Source organism: Malonomonas rubra DSM 5091 (assembly GCF_900142125.1).
GTDB lineage: Bacteria > Desulfobacterota > Desulfuromonadia > Desulfuromonadales > Geopsychrobacteraceae > Malonomonas > Malonomonas rubra.
Genome location: NZ_FQZT01000001.1, coordinates 16,666 through 38,942 on the forward strand (window position 1 = coordinate 16,666; position 22,277 = coordinate 38,942).

At 50.7% G+C, this 22,277-nt stretch carries 19 protein-coding genes; 6 read left to right on the forward strand and 13 right to left on the reverse strand.

The features are described from left to right. Positions 1-6: 6 nt before the first annotated feature. From tsaD to BUB13_RS00090, 3 genes are all read right to left on the reverse strand, one after another. Positions 7-1,029: a tRNA (adenosine(37)-N6)-threonylcarbamoyltransferase complex transferase subunit TsaD gene (gene tsaD, locus BUB13_RS00080; protein WP_072904718.1), complete on the reverse strand. Its 1,023-nt coding sequence runs from the start codon at positions 1,027-1,029 to the stop codon at positions 7-9. 27 nt (positions 1,030-1,056) lie between these two features. Beyond that, positions 1,057-2,373 carry a PhoH family protein gene (locus BUB13_RS00085; RefSeq protein WP_072904719.1) on the reverse strand — a complete coding sequence of 439 codons (1,317 nt, stop codon included), beginning with the start codon at positions 2,371-2,373 and terminating at the stop codon, positions 1,057-1,059. A 110-nt stretch (positions 2,374-2,483) separates the two neighbouring features. Further along, a complete protein-coding gene (locus BUB13_RS00090; RefSeq protein ID WP_072904720.1) occupies positions 2,484-3,641 on the reverse strand; it encodes an aminotransferase class V-fold PLP-dependent enzyme in 1,158 nt (385 codons plus the stop codon). Positions 3,642-3,994: 353 nt separating this feature from the next. On the opposite strand from BUB13_RS00090, the gene BUB13_RS00100 reads away from it, so the two are divergent. The 5 genes from BUB13_RS00100 (at position 3,995) to BUB13_RS19425 (ending at position 7,802) form a co-directional block, all read left to right on the forward strand. Continuing rightward, a complete protein-coding gene (locus tag BUB13_RS00100; protein ID WP_072904722.1) occupies positions 3,995-6,232 on the forward strand; it encodes a vitamin B12-dependent ribonucleotide reductase in 2,238 nt (745 codons plus the stop codon). A 101-nt stretch (positions 6,233-6,333) separates the two neighbouring features. Then, the gene (locus BUB13_RS00105) at positions 6,334-6,789 is read left to right on the forward strand and encodes a YaiI/YqxD family protein (RefSeq protein ID WP_072904723.1); all 456 of its coding nucleotides are present in this window, start codon (positions 6,334-6,336) and stop codon (positions 6,787-6,789) included. A gap of 124 nt (positions 6,790-6,913) precedes the next feature. Then, positions 6,914-7,120 (forward strand): hypothetical protein, encoded by a 207-nt coding sequence (locus BUB13_RS00110; protein ID WP_072904724.1) that lies wholly within the window; start codon positions 6,914-6,916, stop codon positions 7,118-7,120. Between the two features lie 78 nt (positions 7,121-7,198). Beyond that, on the forward strand, positions 7,199-7,540 hold the full coding sequence (locus tag BUB13_RS00115) for a zinc ribbon domain-containing protein YjdM (protein WP_072904725.1): 342 nt from the start codon (positions 7,199-7,201) through the stop codon (positions 7,538-7,540). Between the two features lie 4 nt (positions 7,541-7,544). After that, positions 7,545-7,802, forward strand: a complete 258-nt coding sequence (locus BUB13_RS19425) for a YkgJ family cysteine cluster protein (RefSeq protein ID WP_072904726.1) — start codon at positions 7,545-7,547, stop codon at positions 7,800-7,802. A gap of 306 nt (positions 7,803-8,108) precedes the next feature. Here the strand turns inward: BUB13_RS19425 and BUB13_RS18715 are convergent, their stop codons facing one another. After that, positions 8,109-8,939, reverse strand: coding sequence for a hypothetical protein (locus BUB13_RS18715; RefSeq protein WP_139249258.1), 831 nt, complete (start codon positions 8,937-8,939; stop codon positions 8,109-8,111). Continuing rightward, positions 8,939-12,478, reverse strand: a complete 3,540-nt coding sequence (locus BUB13_RS00135; RefSeq protein ID WP_072904729.1) for a hypothetical protein — start codon at positions 12,476-12,478, stop codon at positions 8,939-8,941. The genes BUB13_RS18715 and BUB13_RS00135 overlap by 1 nt, the downstream gene beginning before the upstream one ends. A 300-nt stretch (positions 12,479-12,778) precedes the next feature. Between BUB13_RS00135 and BUB13_RS00140 the strand changes: the two genes are divergently transcribed. Continuing rightward, positions 12,779-14,071, forward strand: coding sequence for an MFS transporter (locus tag BUB13_RS00140; protein WP_072904730.1), 1,293 nt, complete (start codon positions 12,779-12,781; stop codon positions 14,069-14,071). Between the two features lie 6 nt (positions 14,072-14,077). Here the strand turns inward: BUB13_RS00140 and BUB13_RS00145 are convergent, their stop codons facing one another. From BUB13_RS00145 to BUB13_RS00180, 8 genes are all read right to left on the reverse strand, one after another. Then, positions 14,078-15,178 (reverse strand): MBL fold metallo-hydrolase, encoded by a 1,101-nt coding sequence (locus BUB13_RS00145; RefSeq protein WP_072904731.1) that lies wholly within the window; start codon positions 15,176-15,178, stop codon positions 14,078-14,080. Between the two features lie 17 nt (positions 15,179-15,195). Further along, entirely contained in the window at positions 15,196-16,494 is a 1,299-nt protein-coding gene (gene mtaB / locus BUB13_RS00150) for a tRNA (N(6)-L-threonylcarbamoyladenosine(37)-C(2))-methylthiotransferase MtaB (protein WP_072904732.1), read from the reverse strand. Beyond that, positions 16,491-17,543: a tRNA 2-thiouridine(34) synthase MnmA gene (gene mnmA, locus BUB13_RS00155; protein ID WP_072904733.1), complete on the reverse strand. Its 1,053-nt coding sequence runs from the start codon at positions 17,541-17,543 to the stop codon at positions 16,491-16,493. Before mnmA ends, mtaB begins: the two co-directional genes overlap by 4 nt. 85 nt (positions 17,544-17,628) lie before the next feature. Beyond that, complete coding sequence (gene nifU, locus BUB13_RS00160; RefSeq protein WP_072904734.1) at positions 17,629-17,997, reverse strand: Fe-S cluster assembly scaffold protein NifU; 369 nt, start codon at positions 17,995-17,997, stop codon at positions 17,629-17,631. 44 nt (positions 17,998-18,041) lie between these two features. Continuing rightward, positions 18,042-19,259 (reverse strand): cysteine desulfurase NifS, encoded by a 1,218-nt coding sequence (gene nifS / locus BUB13_RS00165; protein ID WP_072904735.1) that lies wholly within the window; start codon positions 19,257-19,259, stop codon positions 18,042-18,044. Positions 19,260-19,292: 33 nt separating this feature from the next. Further along, positions 19,293-19,733: an RrF2 family transcriptional regulator gene (locus BUB13_RS00170; RefSeq protein ID WP_072904736.1), complete on the reverse strand. Its 441-nt coding sequence runs from the start codon at positions 19,731-19,733 to the stop codon at positions 19,293-19,295. Then, positions 19,733-20,431 (reverse strand): serine O-acetyltransferase, encoded by a 699-nt coding sequence (gene cysE / locus BUB13_RS00175; RefSeq protein WP_072904737.1) that lies wholly within the window; start codon positions 20,429-20,431, stop codon positions 19,733-19,735. Before cysE ends, BUB13_RS00170 begins: the two co-directional genes overlap by 1 nt. A 221-nt stretch (positions 20,432-20,652) precedes the next feature. Then, the gene (locus BUB13_RS00180; protein WP_072904738.1) at positions 20,653-22,260 is read right to left on the reverse strand and encodes an ATP-binding protein; all 1,608 of its coding nucleotides are present in this window, start codon (positions 22,258-22,260) and stop codon (positions 20,653-20,655) included. Between the last annotated feature and the right edge of the window lie 17 nt (positions 22,261-22,277).

Below are 22,277 nucleotides of genomic sequence, written 5' to 3' on the forward strand. Positions count from 1 at the left end.
AAAATATTACCCGCTGAAAATGCCTGCCTGCTCAAGCGGCCAACTGGAAACAGCATTGAGATCAAGATTGGAACGATGTCCCTGCTGCAGGTAATGATGACCGGCGACCGCAAGCATGGCCGCGTTATCTGCACAAAGGATCGGTGACGGGAAGAACACATCGAGCCTTTCCGTTTCGGCCAATTCTGCAAAACGCTTTCGCAGTCCGCTGTTACAGGCAACTCCACCGGCAACAACAATCCGGGTCAGGCCTTCTGCTTCAGCGGCGCGCAGTGCCTTTTTCGTCAGGACATCGACTGTCGCCGTCTGAAATGCCGATGAGATCTGGCCCAGCTGCTCCTTGTCTGGCTCAGCGTCCAGTTTGTTCAGGTAATTCAGTACGGCTGTTTTCATGCCAGAAAAACTGAAATCGTAATTGTCTTTTTTCAGCAAAGGCCGTGGGAAGACAATATCTCCATCATCACTTTCCTGGGCAAGTTTGTCGATGATCGGTCCTCCGGGATAGCCAAGCCCAAGCATTTTCGCAACCTTATCAAAAGCCTCCCCGGCGGCATCGTCAACGGTGCGACCGAGTAAACGATACTGACCTATGCCGTCAACACGAAACAAATGAGTGTGCCCACCGGAAACAGCCAATGCCAGGAAAGGATACTCAACCTGTTTTTCCAATTGGATTGCCAGAATGTGCCCTTCGATATGGTGCACGCCAATGACCGGGATCTGCTGGGCATAGGCGAAGGCTTTGGCAAAGGAAAGGCCAACCAGCAGGGCACCAATCAATCCGGGACCACGAGTGACAACAACGCCGTCGAGCTGATTTTTTTCCACACCTGCACGTTGCAAAGCATCGTCGACCAGTGGGTTGATCACTTCCAGGTGACGACGTGACGCGAGTTCCGGAACAACCCCGCCGTAGGCAGCATGAACGTCGATCTGAGAAGAGATCAGATTGGAAAGGATCTCTTTTCCGTCACGAACCACCGCCGCTGCGGTTTCGTCACAAGAACTTTCTAAAGCAAGTAATAACATCTTTTTTGCCGACGAATGATAATTTGTTTACAGCAGGTTCGCAGCCAGTTCTGCCAGCGAAGACCGCTCACCTTTGGTCAATGTCATATGCCCTGCAATCTCTTGCCCTTTAAAGCGTTCGACCGCATAAGTTAAACCATTACTTGCAGAATCGACATAAGGATTATCGATCTGGTACGGGTCGCCAGTCAGGACAATCTTAGTCCCCTCACCTGCACGGGTTATAATAGTTTTGATCTCGTGTGGCGTCAGGTTTTGCGCTTCATCGACAATCATATACTGACGAGGAATCGAACGACCGCGAATATATGTCAACGGCTCAATCTCCATCAACCCCAAATCGATCAACTCGCGGTAGCCTCGTTTGCGTTTACCACCTTCATCGACGCTGGACAGCAGCAATTCAACATTATCGAAAATCGGCTGCATCCAGGGGGCCAGCTTCTCTTCAACATCACCGGGCAAAAAACCGAGGTCTCGGCCCATCGGGAAGACCGGGCGCGACACCAGTAAGCGACTGTAAACGCTTTCGTCTGCAGTTTTCAACAGGCCGGCGGCAATCGCCAGCAGGGTTTTACCTGTACCGGCTTTACCGACCAGGGAAACCAGCTGAATATCGTCGTTCAGCAGCAGGTCAAAAGCGAACTGCTGTTCGCGGTTGCGTGCATGAATGCCCCAAACCCCCTCTTTGGGCACACGAAGCAGCGGCTTAACCTGTTGTGCTATCGCATCGTAGCGACCGATCGCCGAGTGAGACGGATTAGTCTCATCGATCAGCGTTATTCCCTGATTGGCATTAAACTCGCCTTCAATGTCGATGCTGCCCAGTTCGTAAAACTGATCGACCTGATCTTTACTGACCATCAGCTCAGTGGTTCCAGTATAAAGATCGTCGACAGAGATCTTGTCGTTCTGATAGTCCTCTGCGATCATGCCAATCGTGTCGGCCTTGATCCGCAAGTTGATATCTTTGGTGACGAAAATCACCGTGCCCTCAGCCGAATTCTCCTGCAAATCCTTAGCGACAGCAATGATACGGTTGTCACCTTGGTCAACCTGAAGCTCCGGAGGAAGTTTCTGCAAAAACTCCTCGTGATAAATCGCAACCCTGAAATTGCCACCGTTATCGAGCGGGACACCCTCAAAAAGCTTTGCCTTTTTACGAAAGCCGTCAATCATGCGTGAGATCTGGCGGGCATTGCGACCTGTTTCGCTCTGCTCTTTTTTGAAACGGTCGATCTCCTCAATCACCGTCAACGGGAGAATGACCTGATTGTCTTCAAATTTGAACAGGGCCTGGGGATCATGCAGCAGGACATTGGTATCCAAAACATATGTTTTCATATCAACCGTACTTTCAGTGAATGTGGTTTGGATTAGCGTTTGAAAAAAGAAACATCATCGAACAACCTGCATTAGAACTTTATCACATCAAAGACCAGACAGCAGCAGTTTTAAGCGTCGCGCTGTGCAATATTGCGGATTGCAGCGAGGAATGTGTCCAATTCGGCTTGCGTGGTAAAAAAACCGGGACTGACTCGAACTGTCCCATGCGGGTATGTATTGATAGTGCGATGCGCGTCCGGAGCGCACTGCAAGCCGACCCGGACAGCGATCTGCGCTTCATGGTCAAGGTAGAAACCGACTTCTGCCGGGTCACGACCTGTAATATTAAAAGAAACCGCTGCACCACGTTTTTCAATATCTTCGGGACCGTAAAGAACAACACCATCAATCGAACGTAGACCATCAAGTAGATAACTCAGGGTCTGCAGCTCATGCTCACGGATGTTCACAGTTCCGGTCTGCAACAAAAATTGTACAGCAGCCTGCAAACCAGCCAAACCAGGCAGGTTGAGGGTGCCACACTCCAATCGTTCCGGAAGATCTTCAGGAGGCAAGTCGGAATGGGAATTCGCTCCGGTTCCGCCGTAAACCAAGGGTCTCAGGGCAATCTCTTTGTCGACATAAAGAAACCCCGTTCCCTGCGGGCCGAGCAAGCTTTTATGCCCGGGAGCAGCAAACAGATCGACCTGAAGCTGCTGAAAATCGATCGGCAGACTGCCCGCTGATTGGGAGCCATCGATCATGAAATAAATGCCTCTTTCCCGACACCAGTCTCCCAAACCTTCGACTGGTTGCATCCCACCAAAGACGTTCGAGCAATGGTTCACCAGAAGAAGCTTGGTCGTTTTCTCCAGGCAAGCATCTTTTAGAGCATTCTCCTCAACCAGCCCACTTCGAGAATCAGCAGCAACTTTGACAACATCAACACCATTATCCTGCAAAGCCCGTAAAGGACGGGTCACAGCATTGTGCTCAATACTGGTCGTTACGACCCGGTCGCCCGGTTGCAACAGACCAAACAAGGCCTGGTTAATAGCATTCGTCGCATTGGCGGTGAAAATGATCCGCTCAGAATCAGGAGCATTGAAAAGCTCGGCGATAGACTCGCGGGTATCGAAAACCAGACGTTCGGCGGACAATGCTTGCTGGTAGCTGCCCCGCCCGGGACTGGCTCCCTGACGTAAAGCACGTTCAACAGCGAGATAAACAGCTTCGGGTTTTGGGTGGCTGGTCGCAGCGTTGTCGAGATAGATCAGATCATTCATCCTGCGGAAACTTTCAAACCATTATTCGGCGCATAACAAGACAGAGCAAGGTCACAAGTAACACTGATGAACACTGCTTTGCAACCAATATTAAGGTGCCTGGAGGCATATCCGAATACCGGTTTTTCAGGTGGATTAAAAAAACAGCAGTCAGCTTTACGAATGGCTTAAAAATATTTTTCGACGACACCTTAATAAAGAACATCATATCTTCGATTTTAATCATTTCGCCTCTTGACAGACACCATATGTAGTGCTTTATATTCTCTCGATACATAAATATTGTATTTAATGACTACCGCCATTGTCATCTTTATAAAACATCAAAATGGTTAAAAACGAAAGGGTTTTCCATGAGTCAAGCACAGGAGAGCGATCTGCTCAAGCTGTCGAAGAACGCCATGACCGTTCTCGCTAAACGTTACCTCAAGCGCGATATCGACGGCAATCCACTAGAAACACCGGTCGATATGTTCAAACGCGTCGCTAAAACCATTGACGCGGCAGAGCCGAAGGGCAAAGGCAAAAAAGCCTCCTTCGAAAAGAGCTACTACCAGATGATGACCGAGCTGGATTTCCTGCCGAATTCCCCGACGCTGATGAATGCAGGGCGTGAGTTGGGCCAACTGTCGGCTTGCTTTGTTCTGCCTGTCGGCGACTCGATGGAAAGCATCTTCGAGGCAATCAAAAACACCGCACTGATACATAAAAGTGGTGGTGGCACCGGTTTTTCATTCTCCCGTGTTCGCCCTGCGAATGATGTTGTCGCGTCGACCAGTGGTGTTTCCTCGGGTCCCCTCTCCTTCATGTCGGTTTTCGACGCTGCAACAGAAACCATCAAGCAGGGAGGTACTCGCCGTGGCGCTAACATGGGCATCCTGCGGGTCGACCATCCTGATATCATGGATTTCATCATGGCCAAACGGGATCAGACCGTTTTGACCAACTTCAACATCTCCGTCGGCATGACAGAAGCCTTCATGGAGGCCGTTGAGAAAGGTGCCGATTATGACATTATCAATCCACGAGATGGAAAAGTTATTAAACAGCTCAACGCCGCAAAAGTATTCAATCAGATTGTCGACATGGCGTGGAGCAACGGCGAACCGGGGATCATCTTCCTCGACCGTCTCAACCGAGACAACCCGACTCCACATATCGGTGAAATTGAAAGCACCAACCCCTGTGGCGAGCAGCCTCTGCTCCCTTACGAGTCGTGCAACCTCGGTTCGTTGAATCTGGCCAATATGGTCAAAGGCAACGACGTTCACTGGAACAAACTGGAAGAAACCGTCAAACTCGCGACCCGCTTCCTCGACAATGTTATCGAGGCTAACAATTATCCGCTGCCCGAAATTGACGAAATGACCCGCGCCAACCGCAAGATCGGCCTCGGGGTCATGGGCTGGGCCGACATGCTGATTCTGCTCGGTATCCCATACAACAGCCGTGATGCCATTAATCTGGGCGAAAAAGTGATGAAGTTCATCAACGACAAGTCACACGAAGAGTCGATCCGACTGGCAGCCGAACGTGGTTCGTTTCCCAACTTCGAGGGAAGCATCTACGACAAAAAAGGCAGTGAGCCGATCCGCAACGCAACCTGCACCACGATCGCCCCGACCGGTACTATTTCGATTATCGCCAACTGCTCCAGTGGTGTCGAGCCGCTGTTCGCGGTGTCTTACGTGCGCCAGGTACTGGACAACAACAAGTTGATTGAAGTCCACCCGATCTTTGAAAAAATTGCCAAAGAACGCGGTTTTTACAGTGCAGACCTGATGCAGGAGATCGCTGAAAAAGGCACCGTTCAGGGGATCGATGCAGTACCGGAGGATATTCGCCGCATCTTTGTCACCTCGCACGACATCACCCCGGAAGACCACGTGCTGATGCAGGCGGCTTTCCAGCGACACTGTGACAACGCTGTCTCCAAAACCGTTAACTTCTGCAATGACGCTACCCGCGACGATGTCTCCACCGTTTACCGACTCGCTTACAAGCAGGGCTGTAAAGGTGTAACCATCTATCGCGATGGGTCACGCGATATGCAGGTCCTTTCGGTGGCCAAAAAGGAAGAGAAGTCTTCCGAGGAAACCGTTGACGCAATGCCGATGGAGAGCAAAAAACCATCGCGCAAACGTGAGCGGCCACGTGCTTTGCGCGGATCCACCTACCAGATGGAGACTGGCTGTGGCCCACTGTATATCACCATAAATCAGGACGAAAAAGGCCTGTTTGAGCTGTTTACCACCATGGGCAAAGCAGGTGGTTGCGCAGCTTCTCAATGTGAGGCGATCGGGCGCCTGGTTTCGCTGGCATGGCGGAGTGGAGTCCAGGCTCGGCAGGCGGTCAAACAAATGATCGGGATCACCTGCCACAAGCCTGCTGGATTCGGCGAAAACCGCATCACCTCTTGTGCCGACGCCGTCGCCAAAGCTATTGAACTGCACATGCTGAACGAAGGCGACGACGAAGTCATGATGCAGCACGTCACCAACGGCGGGGCCTGCCCCGAATGTGGCGGCCCGGTCGAGCATGAAGGCGGCTGTTGTGTTTGTCACGCTTGTGGCTATTCGGAATGCGCGTAACCTTTAGAATGCATTAGCGTATATCTTGACAGTGATTCGACCAAGGGGACAGGCAAGGCGACTTGCCGTCCCCTTTTCTTCTGCAACGGAAAGGATTTGACTTGTTACATATTTTCATCGATGCCGATGCCTGCCCGGTTAAGCAAGAAGTGTATCGTGTCGCTGAGCGTTACAAGCTTGGCGTGACCCTGGTTGCCAATTCCTGGATGCGTGTCCCAGCGGATGTACGAATTGTGCTACAGGTTGTTGACTCCGGCCCTGACGCGGCGGACGATTGGATCGTCGAGCAAGTGCAACCTGACGATATTGTGATCACTGCCGACATCCCGCTGGCAAGCCGGTGCCTGAAAAAGAAGGCCCATGTTATTGGCACAACAGGGAAACCTTTTACTGAAGACAACATTGGTCACTCTGTTGCGACGCGCGACCTGCTGGCAGACCTTCGTGATACAGGAGAAATAACAGGTGGCCCTCCACCGTTGAAAAACAGTGATCGCTCCCGCTTTCTTCAGAAGCTTGACGAGGTTGTTCAGACGATACGACGCAAGCACCAGTAGCCGAAGAGAACATGGCGACATTCACGTTTCGAGCTCCAAATGGGGAAAGCAAGGTGTCGAAATCCGTTTTCCGGTTATAATATCAATTGATAATTTTTATCCGATCATTCTCCGGGGGAAGCTCATGAGTGCAAAAAACCTTAAAATCAACATCATCTTCACCATTGTCAATGTCACAATTTTCTTTGTCCTTGCCAAACTTCTTCTGTTCTTTGCCGGACTCGGCCTGACAGTTGACCAGCAGACCAACGCTGTAACAACCACCATGTTTCTGATTGGCGGCATCATCTGCTCTATCTACGTTATTTACAAGAACTCGCCCAAACAGTAGTTTCAACTAAAAAGATTTCTCCAAAGATGCTATAACCTCCTCTCACTGTTGCCCGACACCAAAAGAGACGAGGTTAAAATGAGTGAGTTACCAAACTGCCCGGAATGCGATTCAGTCTACACCTATGAGGACAGGGGCCTCCTGGTTTGTCCAGAATGTGCCCATGAGTGGACTGCTGATGCCGCTCAAGAGAAGAATGAAGGCGGCCCCGTGTACCGAGACGCCAATGGCAACATTCTTGAAGATGGTGACACCGTAACCGTCATCAAAGATCTGAAAATTAAAGGGTCTTCTTCTGTTGTAAAGGTCGGCACCAAGGTTCGCAATATTCGACTGGTTGAAGGCGATCACGACATCGATTGCAAGATTGATGGTATCGGCCCGATGAAGTTAAAGTCGGAATTCGTCAAAAAAGCCTAAAAAAATGGATGACAATCAGCATTGGGAACAGATTTGCCAACGCTGCGGCGAATGCTGTTTCGAAAAAAAGATCGACAAAAAGGGAACCGTTCTCACGACATCTGTCCCCTGTCGCTTCCTCGATATCCACACCCGCAATTGCCGTATCTATCATCAACGACTTCAAGCCGAAGAAGATTGCATCAAACTGACCCCAGACAATCTCGCAGGTCTTGACTGGCTCCCTCTAAACTGCGCTTACAGGAAACACTTAAACCTGTAGGCTACAATTTTCGCCATGTGTGGCTATTTTTAGCCACACCTAGTCACAACTTCAATTCGCCTTGGCGCGGAATGAAGCTATCCTTTGAGCAATTTCAATATATTGTGATTCCAGAATTAAGTGGATAGACTTGGCATAGTCCCTGCTGTATAAATAAATCTATTGCTAATTCGCCTCGGATCTCCCCCCCCTCCTGGTCCGAGGCATTTTTTTGCCTTTTTCCGGTCAGTTTCCACATCTCAAAAAAAACGGGCCCGATCATATGACCGAGCCCGTCACCAAGCAAGTTTGCCAATTCGCTAGTTTTTACAGGTTCAAACTGTGCGGGTCACCATGACAATCAACACATCCTTTGAAATTTTTCAGCAATTCGGGATTATGCGGTCCATATCCATGGCAATGTTGGCAATCATGGATATTGCCATGCTCATCTGCATGACAAACGACACAGGCAAGCGTCCGGTGTTTAAGGTCAGAGGATTCCTGAAATTTGCGCTGGTCCGGATGACAGCCTGCACAGATGGAACTCTGAACTTTATTGTCATACTTGATCACCAGTGGTGCATGAGGTGGATGGCAACTGGCGCAACCGGCATTATCAACGTATTCAGTATGCGGCTTTTCGTGACAAAGCGTACATGCCGGTCGGGCGCCATGTTTTTCTCCCTGGTGACATTCAGCACAAGCCATTTCCGTGTGAGCGCTGACATTTTGTTGCAGCTGCTCCGTCTCTCCCTGATGACACTGACCGCACATCTCCGCCAAAGCATCAGCGACGACAAGGCTTTCAATGGGTGCATGGGCATTCTGGTGACAGTCAAGGCACTTAATCAGCTCTTCTCCATGAGGATGCTCATGGCAGCTCGCGCACGAAGGCACCCGATCCTCCCAGGCAACTCCCGGAGTAAAGGTATGAAACTTGTCGTGGCAATCTCGGCATTCCTGCTGGTGCAGACCGCCTGCATCGCGTAACGCCTCGAACACCTGGACATGACACTTTGCGCACTCAAGAGTTGTCATTTCCGGTACCTGTTGCTGATAGACATCAGCAGCAAAAAGACTTCCGGCACAGGCCAGCAGTACTGTGACAGCCAGCACCAGGCTACGACATTTAACCATCCCATTATATTTCATCATCATTGACCCTCACTGCTGGCAGCTGCTTCAGCCGCCTGACTATCGGTATTGTTTTCAGGTTGCGCTTCCGGCACAGGTGCCGGCTCCTCAGGTTTACCGCGCCAATCGGCGAGATCATGTGGATCGTTGTGGCACTTTAGACAATCCGGGAACTTCTGATGCAGGGCTTCATCATGTGGCCTCTCATGACAATCAGCACAGCTCAGTGTACTGCCATGATCACCACTGTGACATTCAACACAGTTGACCTGGTTGTGAGCAGCTTTACTCGAAGCCAGGGCGTCAACCTGATCAGAGTGGCAGGATTGACAATGACCGGACGGAATTGAAGCGGAAAAAGCAACAACATTCGGCGCATGCGGCGAGCTGTGGCAACTCAAGCAAGCAGCATAGTCCATGTCCGGGCTGTGAGGCTCGTGGCATTCTGAGCACTTCTGCGCAACGCCATGTTTCGGGTGACAGCTATTACAATCCTGTTCCGCATGCATGTTCGGCGTTGCGGCAAAGGTTTCACGAACAACGGTGTGACACGACGTGCAGGCAGGATTTGCATTTTGGGCCTTTGATAGATCGAGTCCGAGCGGATGGTGCGCCTGGTGACACTGCTCACAATTACCAACCGTGAAGTGTGCCCCCTCGTTCGGCTCGTGGCAACTCACACAGCTCGGAATAACATCCTCACCAAACGGTGGGTGAGTCCGGTGGCAGCTGATGCAGGGTTGCTTGCTGTGTTTGCCGCCATTCTCTTTCAGGTTGCCGGTCGCATCTTTGTGACAGGAAGCACAAACCGGACCGGACTGGGTCGGCCGCGCCTTGATCATATGCGGCAGATGCGGCGGGTGACACTTGAGACAATCCCCATGTGTCATGTCCGGGATATGCGGCTTGTGACAATCAAGACACTGCTTCGATGACCCATGATCACCGACATGGCACTTGCTGCAATCGAAAGAGGTGTGCTTGTTCGGATACTGCTGATGCAGACGCTCCTGGTTATTGTGGCAGGAAAGGCAAACAGGCTTCACCTCACCCAACTTGCCCAGGTCCATCTCCAGTGGCTGATGAGGGTCGTGACAACTGGAGCAATTGTCGAGCACAAAATGGCGACGACGTGCTTTCGGGTGACAACTGTTACAGCTTTCAGTCACCGTCTTGCCATTCGGTTTATGTTCCGGGTGGCAGGCCACACAGCTGCCTAAATCTTTCTTGTGAGCAGCCCCTTTGGCATCCAGAGCAGTTGCCTGTTCCTGGTGACATGAGGCACAGAACTGGGCTGGAATTTCAGCATCTTTATGCAGACTGATATTCTGCGGTTGGTGCGGCAGGTGACAAAGTGAACAGTCTTCACGTTTCATCGATTTGTCGTGACCATCATGACAATCAAGACAAATACGGGTCGTAGTGTGGTTGCTGTGACAGCTCGTACAGTCTTGCTCGCTGTGCGCACTCGGCATCTCTGCGAAATCGGTCTCAACCTGCTTGTGACAGCTGGTGCAAACAGGCGCATGCGGCTTGTAGTCTTTCAGATTCAACACGAGTGGTTGATGCGGCGAGTGACAGGACAAACAATCACCCACAGTGTAGTGTTCGTGATCACTCGGGTTATGGCAGAGGAAGCAGGATTCCGGGATACCAATCCCTTGCTGCGGGTGCTCGGCATGACAGCTGGTACAGGAAGATTCCGGATGTTGCTGATGACAGGATGAACACTCAACCGCGTCACGGTGCGCTCCACCCTTCTCATCCACTTCAGCTGAAACATCTTCGTGGCAGGCAGAACACTGCTGCGAGGGGGGCTCCGCAGAGAGATCAATTTGCAGCGGAGCGTGAGCATTGTGACAAAGGGCGCAGTCCTTGTTGGTCATTTGTTCGTCATGACCATCATGGCAACCAAGGCAGGATGGTGCCCCGATGTGGGTCCGGTGGCAGGCGACGCAGTCACGATCATGAGCGCTCGGATGTCCACTGGTCAGCTCCGCCTCGACTTCCTCATGGCAGCCGGCACAAATCTGACGTGAACCATGGAATCCTGAGATGTCGTCTTTCAAAGGCTGGTGCGGGTCGTGACAACCAACGCAGTTCGGGCTGCTGAAGTGTGCGTTGTCATCAGGGTCGTGACAGCTTGAACATTCGGGGATTGCATTTTCAGCAGGCGGGTGAGCCTGATGGCATTCGACGCAACCAAGTTTCTTGTGTGCGCGGCCGCCTTTATCCAAAGCACTAAAGGCTTCTTCGTGACAACTGACGCAGTATTCTGAAAAAGTTCCTTCGGCAAAAGTCACTGGCGCAGGAGCGTGATGATTGTGGCACTTGGTGCAATCATCAGCCTTCATCTCTTCCGTATGGCCTTCGTGACAGTCGAGACAGCTCGGAGATTGGCCGTGAACACTGTGGCACTGGTTGCAATCGACAGCTTCACTGTGTGCCGTTGGTTGCTTTTCCATAACAGCGATCACATCCTCGTGACAGCTGGCACAGAACGGACGGGCGGTTTCCAGATTACTTAAATCGAGGTTCTCAGTTTTCGGGCTGTGCGGATTATGACACTGGGAACAACTCTCTAACGCAAAATGAGCATTATCGTCTTTATCGTGGCAGCTGCTGCAGTCAGCAATCTCCACGTCAGCTGGCGGGTGGGTTTTATGGCAATCAGCGCAGGAGAGATTCTCTTTGTGCGCAGCACCGGCCACATCGAATTCAACGCCAATGCCCTCATGACAATCGCTGCAATAGTTTGCATTGACGCTGGACTTGATCACCGGTGGCATTGGCTCGTGGGAACCGTGGCAACCGGCACAATCAGCCTTCTGCATCTTCGGGTTGTGGCCTTCGTGGCAGTTGAGACAATCAGGCTGATCTTTATGCTGCAGGTGGCATTCGTCACAGCTCATCTGGGCGTGGGCAGCATCACTCTTGGCCATCGCCTTGCTGGTTTTGGCATGACAGGCAGTGCAGAGTTTCGCTGTCAGGCCTTCTGCTTTCAGTGGCGGCAAAGGATTGTGCGCTGCATGACAGCTCAGGCAGGGTTCTTCTACTGAGCCATCAGTGTGGCCTTCGTGACAATCTGTGCAGCTTGGTACCGAGTTGTGATTGCTGTGGCACTCTGTACATCTCAAACCATCGGAATGAGCTGTTGAGCCTTTTCCGTAAGGATTGTCATGACAGCTCAAACAAATTTGTTTGAGAGGCTTTTCAAACTGGTCAAGATCGATTTCCAGCGGCCAGTGAGCATGATGGCACTCTTTACAGTTGCCAATGGCGAAATGTTTGCTGTCGTCGGGATCGTGGCAAGTGGTGCAAGCAGCAACCTCAAATTCCGAACCACGTTGTTTCGGGTGAGTCTGGTGACAATCCTGGCAAACGACCGCAACGGCGTGCTGACCGCCCGACTTTTCCAGTTTTGACAGAACCTTTTTGTGACAGCGGGTGCAGTCACGCTCAATCAACCGGCTCATGTCAGCAGCCAGCAGATTCGAACTCCCCCAGATCAATAGACAGACAGACAGGACAAATGCACGCAACAGAAAAGAAATCTTCATTCCAGCCCTCTCTCCACGCAGCAAACACTTACAAAGCACGCTGCAAATTCAGATAAAGTCCGAAACCAGGCGATCTCGGCAAAAATATAGTTACAGGGTGTTGATCAGACTATTACATATCACGATGGTTGAAGATCATAACAGAACATAGCCATTTTTTCATGACTGAATTTAATGCATTGAGAATATTCTCTCAAAAAAACCCGTACAAAACATGATTCTCAGAGCGCTCTGATTATCTGATATTCAGATCGGGTAAAATTGGCTATGCTGTCAGCGACTTTTTCTACAGGGCCCAAAATGAAGAGAGAAAACAGAAAGGTTGAATTCGGCTGGTGCATGTACGACTGGGCCAATTCAGCCTTTGCTACCGTCGTTCTCGCGGCGGTTTTACCTGTCTATTTTGTCTCGCTGGTCCCTCAGGACGGAGCCTCTCTTCCCTTTCTCACCAGCCACAAGTTTTCAGCCAGCAGCCTCTGGGGCTACAGTATTTCCCTGTCCATGCTGATCATCGCAGTCCTCGCTCCAGCATTGGGAACACTCGCAGACCGCAAAGGATGGCACAAATCGATGTTGTGGTGGTTCTGCCTGCTTGGCTGTTCAGCAACCGTACTGCTTGGATTCACAGGTAGCGGTGATTACTTTTTTGCAGCAACCTTGTTTGTCCTCGGCAATATTGGTTTTGCTGGAAGCAACGTTCTTTACAACTCATACCTGCCATTGCTGGTATCAGGTGAGCAGACCGATCGTCTTTCTGCACGGGGATTTGCTTACGGCTATATCGGTGGAGGGCTGCTGCTGGCACTGGTTTTTCTGCTGATCAGCAAGCACCAGAGTTTTGGCTTTTCAGATGCCGCGCAAGCGACCCGTTTCGGGTTTATGCTGACAGGGGTTTGGTGGCTGATGTTTTCACTGCCAACATTTTACTTTTTACCGAAAACGGATAAAGCTACGATCAACGGGGATTCATTCAGTTTAAAAGAGTATTTCTCTCTTTTCAAAGAACTGGCTGGATATCGCGACCTCTGTATCTTTCTGCTTGCGTTCCTTTGTTATAACGACGGCATTCAAACCGTCATCAGTGTTTCTGCCATATTTGCGCGCGAGGAATTACAGCTTGGCCAGGCAACCATTATCGGTTGTTTTTTGATGATTCAGTTTCTCGCCATGCCGGGAGCACTCCTGTTCGGGCGACTGGCAGGGAAGATGGGCACAGCCAATGCGATCCTTCTCAGTCTGGTCATTTTCACCTTGGTCTGCGTCTTTGCTTACCGCATGACCGGGGCACTTGAATTCTGGCTGCTCGGCGGTGTGATCGCCATTATCCTCGGCGGCAGCCAAGCACTCAGTCGTTCGCTTTACGCCAGTATGGTGCCGAAACACAAAAGCGCCGAGTTTTTCGGGTTTTTCACTATCAGCTCCCGCTTTGCCTCGATTTTTGGCCCATTGCTGTTCGCTTTGATCGCCGACCTTACCGGCAGTTCACGCAATTCAATCCTGGCTTTGGGCAGTTTTTTCATCCTCGGCGGAATGCTCCTCCTTCTGGTCAACGTAAAACGTGCCCGCACACTGGCAGAAGCGGCAAACAACTGAGCTAAATCACTCATCTTCGGAATATTCCTGCCATTTAATTTCGTTTGCCAAAAGAGGCCGTGGAGTTAGCTGTAACGGCAGCTTCAGCAAACAGGTTCTTTCTGGCGGCTTCAACTCGCGGTACAATTCTTCACTACGGCGACTGTAGCTGCGGGAGAGATGCATCGGCAGAAAATAAGCTGGCTGCAAAGCAGCCAACAACTCGTTGACATCATCAGTACAAAGATGCCAGGACGTTCGCGCGCGATCTTTCGCTTCGCGTAAAAAAGTGCACTCACAAATCAACAGATCGACATCCTGCATCAAACGCAGGATTTTTTCTTTATTCTCCGGAGTAAAGCCTGTATCGCTGATATAGCCGATAGAATGTGAGGTTTGTGGCTTGCTCAGTTTTCTCACCAGACCGGGCACATCGGAGACAACTATTTCTCGTTCGTCTTCCCCGTCTATCTGGGTCAGCTTCAACTCTGCCGGGAAATCACGCTGGTGCAGAAAACAACTCTTCAGTTTACCAAGCCATGCCCCCGGTTTCAACTTCAGTTCGTCCAGTTTGGTATCATCGATCAGATAAACCGGCCGTTCGTTGATGCGATAGATCACACTCTCGACACGGTGATCACAGCTATCAGCACAAACTTCGAGATATTTATTACCATAGACGACCTCCCCTTCGCGCGTTGACGGATCTAGCGGGATGCGGTCAAAACTGTCCGGCCCGGAAAAGAGAGTGCGGTCAAGACGTTGGGGATAAATTTCATGGACGCGAAAACTGCTCCAGTAATCTTCTGCAAGGTTCCAGTCATAGCCGCGCAGGCGATGTTCAAATTTATCGGCAATGCCGGGAGGCCCATAAATATCGACAGTTTTGTCTGCGGCGATCAGCTGACGAACGACGGAATCGATTCCCATCCAGTGGTCCATATGGGCGTGGCTGATGAATATGGCGTCGAGATGGGTAAAGGTGCGCTTGGCCAAATGGTGAACCTGGCCACAATCGAACATTAAATGATGCCCGGTAGGGCGAATACGCAGAAGCAGGATGGGGTCGTCAAGCAGGCCGGAGAAAAAGGTCGGCACCAGATTGCGGAATGGAAATGAAGGTTTCACCACGACCTGCTTTCAATTTAGAGGGTTGAGGCGTAAAGAACTCCCTGCTCGGCTCTCTCTATTTTAACTCGACAGCACTGACCCTGCTGTAAGTTCTCGGAAATAACACGAACCTGCAGATAGTTTTGCGACAAACCTTTTTTAAAACCCTTATCCTTGCCACCCTCGATAACCACCTGCAGTTCTTTATCGACAAACTGCTCAGCGTATTCCTTCAATTTGTCTTCACCGATCTGACGCAATTCTGCTGCCCGCTCTTTGATAATATTGCCAGGCAGCTGATCTTTCATTTTTGCTGCCGGAGTGCCAGGACGACGGCTGTAGGGGAAAACATGCAAGTGGGAAAACGGCAAGTCCGTCAGATACTCACAGGTGCTTAAAAACTGCTGTCTAGTCTCGCCGGGAAAACCGGTGATGATATCAAGACCAATAGCAGCATAGGGTTGTCGCTGTCTTATCGATTCCAGCAACTGCCGAAAAAAAGCTGTTGTATAGTGGCGGTTCATCTGCTTGAGAATCACGTCGTTCCCTGCTTGCAGAGGGATGTGATAGTGCGGACAAAGCCAATCTGAAGCAGCAATATAATCCAGCAATTGACTCGGCAGTTCCGTCGGTTCGATTGACCCGAGACGCAAACGCCCACCAAAGCCGGCCTTTTCGATCTGTTGCAGCAGATAAAGTAAATCGATTTTCGGATGTAGATCCTGTCCGTAGTTACCGATGTGAATACCTGTCAGCACAATTTCTGGATATCCGGAATCGGAAAGGGCCTCAACCTGCTTTATGACATCTGCAACCGATACCGAGCGGCTACGACCCCGCGCATAAGGAATGATGCAATAGGAGCAGAAAGCGTCACAGCCGTTCTGAATCTGCACGAAGGCGCGGCTGCGTTGCTCGAAACTGCTAAGCGGCAGAATTTCTGCCGAGTCGACCTTGCGGATATCAGAGACAGAAACCTGTATGTGATCAGTATCAAGATCAGCCAAGCGTTCGAGAAAATCACGTTTTTCCTCATTGCCAATCACCAGGGCAACTCCCGGCAGTTCTGCCAGAGTCTCAGGGTCGACTTGTGCATAGCAGCCAGTAACAACGATCCGGCAAATCGGGTTAATCCGCCGCGCCCGGCGAATCAGGTTACGCGACTGCGAATCGGTTGCCGCTGTCACCGTGCAAGTATTGACGATGACCAGATCAGCTCCGTCATCGAAATCGATCTGGCGATAACCGCATTTGAGCAATTGTTCACTCATCGCCGCAGATTCAAACTGGTTGGTTTTACAGCCGAGGGTGACAATGGAAACAGTCTGGCTCATTTGATCCAGCCTCCGCCAAGAACTAGGTCATCAGCATAAAAAACAGCAGCCTGGCCTGGCGTGATCCCTTTTTGCGCGTCCTCGAAAACAATACGTGCCTGACGGTTCGTTAGTGGTTGTACGGTCGCCGGAACTTCATGATGCCGATAGCGAATGCGGCAATATGTTTTGAAGGTTTCCTGAGGTTCTTCTATGCTCCAATTACAGCCGTCAATTTCCAGTTCTTTGCGACTGAGATGCTCACGCTCGCCAACGATTACCTGCTTGTTTTCCGCATTGATTCCGACAACAAACAAAGGGGCCGTCCAACCGATACCGAGTCCTTTGCGTTGGCCGACGGTGTAGCGATAAATCCCTTTATGCTTACCAAGCACCTTGCCCGAGACATGAACGATATCACCATCGAGTTGGCCATGGCCGCGCTGTTCTTCAAGGAAATTGACGTAATCGCCGTCTGGGATAAAGCAGATGTCCTGGCTCTCGGCCTTTTGTGCGACCTGTAAATCAAAACGCTCTGCATGACTGCGAACGTCGTCTTTGCTCATGGAACCGAGGGGGAAAAGGCTACAAGACAGCTGTTCCTGGGTTAAAGCGAAGAGAAAATAGCTTTGATCTTTATGGCGATCAACCCCCTTCTGCAGTAGATAGCGACCATCTTTTTCGACAATATTGGCGTAGTGCCCAGTCGCCATTTTTTCAGCCCCAAGCTCGCGGGCCTTGCGCAGAAGCAGATCAAACTTGAGAATCTGGTTACAGACAACACAGGGGTTCGGTGTGCGGCCGATGAAATACTCATCGCAGAAGGTCTTTATCACCTGCGATTGGAATTCATCCTCGAAATGAACCACATGAAACGGAATATCAAGCTGTTCTGCTACGCGGCGCGCATCACGCACATTGTCCGCGGAACAGCAACTGACTCCCGAAGATTGATCCCAGAGCTGCATGGTAACACCGATGACTTCGTGTCCTTGCTCTTGGAGCAGTGCTGCTGTGACCGATGAATCGACGCCGCCGCTCATAGCGACGACTACAGGCTTTCTGTTCACCCTGTCTCCTGAAACAGACAAAGGAGGGTCACCGAACTAGTCGATGCCCTCCTGATTTTTAAAGTAAATCCTTAACTGTTGCTAGTTAAGAGTGCTGTTCCTTGTAGTCCTTGATCGCTTCGTGCAGTGCATCAGCGGCCAGGTTGGAACAATGCATCTTTGCCGGCGGCAGGCCATCAAGAGCTTCAGCGACTGCCTCATTGGTCAGAATCAGCGCCTCGTCAATCGTCTTGCCGATAGCCATTTCTGTCACCATTGAGGAAGTTGCGATAGCAGCGCCACAGCCAAAGGTCTTGAACTTGACGTCCTTGATGATGTTGTCCTCAACCTTGAGGAAAATCTTCATGATGTCACCACAGGACGCGTTGCCAACCTCGCCGACTCCGTCGGCGTTATCGATCTCCCCAACATTGCGGGGATTGGAGAAGTGGTCCATAACTTTATCGGTATACATAGCTCTGACTCCTTTTTATTGTTTCAAATATCTACTTTTGCTTTTTAGACCCGTCTGATAACCCGGCATTCATCGCATGTCAGCGGGGTTTCATCATCACGGTTGTACAATGGACTCATTTCCCGCAACCGCTGCACAATCGGTGGCAGCTCCTGCAGGACATAATCGATATCTTCTTCTGTGTTGTCAGCGCCAAGGCTGAATCTTGTGCTGGAATGCGCCAGTACAACGTCAACGCACATGGCCCCCATAACGTGAGACGGCTCCAGTGAACCGGAGGTGCAAGCCGAACCCGACGATGCCGCGATCCCTTTCATATCGAAATAAAGAAGCAAGGATTCGCCCTCGATATAATTGAAACTGACGTTCAATGTATTCGGCAAACGCAGATCCGGGTTTGGATGGCCATTCAGTTTGACATCGGGCACTGTCTCCAGAATGCCTTTTTCCAGTTTGTCGCGCAGCTTACGGACATATTCGTATTCGCTTTCAAGGTTCTTTTTAGCCAGCTCACAAGCGACGCCCAAACCGACGATTCCAGCAACGTTGTGTGTTCCAGCACGACGGTTGCGCTCCTGGTGCCCACCATGCATAAAGCGGGTCAAGCGGGTGCCGCGGCGAATATACATAGCACCAACACCTTTAGGAGCACCGATCTTGTGACCAGAAATAACTGCCATGTCGACATTACACGCCTGCACATCGACAGGTATTTTGCCAACGGCCTGGACGGCGTCAGTATGGAAACGCACTTTGTATTTCTTGGCGATCTTGCCGATCTCTTCAATCGGAAACAGGTTGCCGGTCTCGTTGTTGGCCCACATCACCGAGAGCAAAATTGTCTTGTCAGTTATGGCATCTTCCAGTGCCTGCAAATCGAGCATACCGTCACGATCGACTTTCAGGTAAGTAACATCGTAACCGTTCTTTTCCAGATGCTCACAGGTTTCCAGCACGGCCGGATGTTCGACAGCGGTGGTAATAATGTGGTTGCCCTTCTCTTTCAGCGCGTCAGCGGTTCCCTTGATAGCGTAATTATCTCCCTCGCTTCCACAGGAAAGAAAGACAACCTCTGCCGGAGAGCAGTTGATCAAATCAGCGACCTGCTGGCGGGCTTTCTCAACCGCACCGCTGACCATACGACCAGCCCAATGAACGCTGGACGGGTTACCAAACTGCTCCTTGAAAAAAGGCAACATCGCGTCGAGCACCTCTGGTTTGACCCGTGTGGTCGCATTATTATCCATGTAAATCTGTTTCACTTTTTCCTCCAACTACCTTTTCAAATGATTAAATCAACACTGATTTGATTCAGAACGCTCAAGACGCTGACGACCTTCGTTGGTCAAGTCCTCCAATGTCATTGAAGCGAGAAAACTGCGTATCTGGTTGCCAAGGCCTTGCCAAACCGATTGGGTGGCACACTCCGAATTACACTTGCAGCTACCGTCAGCGTCCATGCAGGAGACCGGCACCAGGGTTTCCTCAACCGTATCGATAATTTCATCTACACGAATATCTGCCGCCGAACGAGCCAGAACATAACCGCCGCCGGGCCCTCTGACGCTACGAACAATTTCACCACGGCGTAACTTGACGAATAATTGTTCAAGGTAATTGAGTGATATATGCTCACGTGCAGATATATCTTTTATCGACACAGGGTCACCACAACTGGTCAGGTTTAAACTGACAAGCGCGCGGACCGCATACTGTGCTTTGGTCGACATGCGCATCAGCCAACCGCCTTTTCAACAGCGCTATCACGCTGTGCAAGCTCTGCTTTCAATTCTTCCTGTTCCTCTTTCAGACTCGAAACCTGATCTTCCAGCCGACCGATCTGCTCGACCAGACAGGTAAAGGCCTTAGCGACCGGGTCAGGCAGGTCACCATGTTCAAGGTCGACGCCGGTTTTCTTTTCACCGGAAAGAACCACACGGCCGGGAATGCCAACAACAGTTGCGCTTTCAGGGACTTCTTTGACAACAACCGAATTTGAACCGACTTTACTGTTACTACCGACTGTAAATGGGCCAAGAATCTTAGCCCCTGAACCGATGACTACGTTATCCCCCAGGGTTGGGTGCCTCTTCTCTTTCGCCCAAGAGGTACCACCCAAAGTCACCCCGTGGTAGAGGGTGCAGTTGTCACCGATCTCAGCAGTCTCGCCGATAACGACTCCCATACCATGATCAATAAAGAAGCCACGTCCGATCTTGGCACCAGGATGGATTTCGATGCCGGTCATAAAGCGGCCGACATGGGAAACGAAACGGCCCATGAAAGTCCGCTTATGATTCCACAGCCAGTGGGACAGGCGGTAAAACAGCATGGCGTGAAAGCCGGGGTAGCAGAAAAAAATCTCGAACACGCTACGCACCGCCGGATCACGATCGAAAACCGCTTTCAGATCACCTTTCAGATTGGAAAACATGCTATTGAACCTCCCTGATGCTGACCAGTTCGCCAGTGGAAACAAGCAGCCCTAAATAGTTCAAATATCGGGAATCCTTTTTGTTTCCCGACAAGTGCGGTTAGGATTATCATACCTGATCTTTTCTGTCAATTATTTAAGCTATCATTTTAGTCAGGTATTTTCAGGATACGATAAAAGCAAAAAGAAAAGATAGTGGAGGGATAGTGAAAGTATAATGGTCAGGTCGGCAGACAAAAGGTGAAGCAGCTCCCCTGCCCCAAAAAGCTTTCCGCCCAGATTCGGCCATGGTGGGCACTGATAATCTTTTCACAGATCGCCAGCCCGAGACCACTGCCGGCTTTGGGATCAGACGATGAAACCGTGGTGTACTCATCGAACAGGCTCGCTATCTTTTCAGGTTCAATACCCGGACCGTTATCCCGGACAAAAATCCTGACTTCGCCATCAAGCTCACGTAAGCCAAGACAAATTTCGCCCCCCTCAGGAGTGTACTTGATGGCATTATTGAGAATGTTATAAAAAACACGCTTTATCGCGTGTTCATCGCAGACAACCATCTTTTCCTGGTTCAAACAATCATTCAGCAAATGAATGTTGCCCTGCGACATGATAGGCGCGAGTTCCTGAACAACGGCCCCGAGCAGTTGACAGATATCATGCTCTGCGAAATCCAAACGATAGCTACCGGAATTCAGTTGTGAGAAATCGAGCAGATCACTTGCCATATCGACCAACTTTCGATTCCCTGCCATCAGGCCACTGATGATTTCGTTCTGACCGGGTGCAACCCGATCGGCAGTTTCGTTGAAAAGCATGCAATAGCCATCCACGACAGAAACCAGAACCCGCAAATCCTTAGCCGCAATATCGAGTTGAGACACATGACCGTCGTTCGATACTGTTGTCGACACGGGAACACGGCTACGCACTTTCCCATCAAGAGCGCTCACATCAGCCATGCGCAAGGCACTTGTTGCCATATTCGCAACCAGCTGACAGAAATTGACCTCGTCTTCAGAGAATCCGGATATCGGCCGCGCAGAACGCAACACCATCACACCCACGATGTGCTCCCTGTCAATCATAGGCAACACCAGAATCGAATTGGTCACCCCATGCTGTAGATGCTGTCTCACAGCCTCCATCAGCGGATGTTCGAACACATTGTCGATCAGAAGCGGTCGCCTGGATTTTATGGCCTCCCTGATTTCCGGGTAACGATCAAGCACAACATGCAAGCCATTAACACCAAGGTCATCACTCGAGGCCATCACCATAGCGTCATCACTGTTTTGTCCAAGCAAAAGTATTGAGCAGCGATTGACCTCTATTTGCCCAGCTACAGCGCTGACAACCTGCTGCATGATTTCACTGTGGCTGAGTTCAGACAATGCGAGGTTGGAGAGATCACACAGAAAAGAAAAATCGATATGCGGCAAAGGCCGAACATCTACCCTCTCGTTCGCTGCCAAACACAGCATCAAGCGCGCCTGTAGCTCGCTGATCTGGCAGGGTTGACACAGATAATCATCGGCATCTGCACCACACAAATAACGACTGACGTCTTCTGCTCCCTGCGGTATCAGGAGTATAAGTGGCAAACGCTTCTCAGGACTGCAGGTCCGCAGTCTGCGACACAAGGTCGGATCAGAAAGAGCCATTTCTCCATCAAGCAGAATAACATCAGGTCGAGAAATTCGAATCATCTTGCATGCGGCCTCTGCATCGTTTGCCAAGGTCGCCGTAAAGCCGATTTCATCAAGAGTCGACGCGAACGATGCGCTGGTCACTGGATTCGAATGTAAAACGAGTACGACATCCGACATGGGGAAGCCTGCCTGCA

Coding starts and splice junctions, on each gene's coding strand:
- BUB13_RS00135 (WP_072904729.1), bottom strand. CDS start 12,478: ATGAAGATTTCTTTTCTGTTGCGTGCATTTGTCCTGTCTGTCTGTCTA.
- BUB13_RS00115 (WP_072904725.1), top strand. CDS start 7,199: ATGAGTGAGTTACCAAACTGCCCGGAATGCGATTCAGTCTACACCTAT.
- BUB13_RS18715 (WP_139249258.1), bottom strand. CDS start 8,939: ATGATGAAATATAATGGGATGGTTAAATGTCGTAGCCTGGTGCTGGCT.
- BUB13_RS00180 (WP_072904738.1), bottom strand. CDS start 22,260: ATGTCGGATGTCGTACTCGTTTTACATTCGAATCCAGTGACCAGCGCA.
- BUB13_RS00140 (WP_072904730.1), top strand. CDS start 12,779: ATGAAGAGAGAAAACAGAAAGGTTGAATTCGGCTGGTGCATGTACGAC.
- nifU (WP_072904734.1), bottom strand. CDS start 17,997: ATGTATACCGATAAAGTTATGGACCACTTCTCCAATCCCCGCAATGTT.
- BUB13_RS00090 (WP_072904720.1), bottom strand. CDS start 3,641: ATGAATGATCTGATCTATCTCGACAACGCTGCGACCAGCCACCCAAAA.
- BUB13_RS19425 (WP_072904726.1), top strand. CDS start 7,545: ATGGATGACAATCAGCATTGGGAACAGATTTGCCAACGCTGCGGCGAA.
- mtaB (WP_072904732.1), bottom strand. CDS start 16,494: ATGAGCCAGACTGTTTCCATTGTCACCCTCGGCTGTAAAACCAACCAG.
- BUB13_RS00170 (WP_072904736.1), bottom strand. CDS start 19,733: ATGCGCATGTCGACCAAAGCACAGTATGCGGTCCGCGCGCTTGTCAGT.
- BUB13_RS00085 (WP_072904719.1), bottom strand. CDS start 2,373: ATGAAAACATATGTTTTGGATACCAATGTCCTGCTGCATGATCCCCAG.
- cysE (WP_072904737.1), bottom strand. CDS start 20,431: ATGTTTTCCAATCTGAAAGGTGATCTGAAAGCGGTTTTCGATCGTGAT.
- BUB13_RS00110 (WP_072904724.1), top strand. CDS start 6,914: ATGAGTGCAAAAAACCTTAAAATCAACATCATCTTCACCATTGTCAAT.
- tsaD (WP_072904718.1), bottom strand. CDS start 1,029: ATGTTATTACTTGCTTTAGAAAGTTCTTGTGACGAAACCGCAGCGGCG.
- BUB13_RS00100 (WP_072904722.1), top strand. CDS start 3,995: ATGAGTCAAGCACAGGAGAGCGATCTGCTCAAGCTGTCGAAGAACGCC.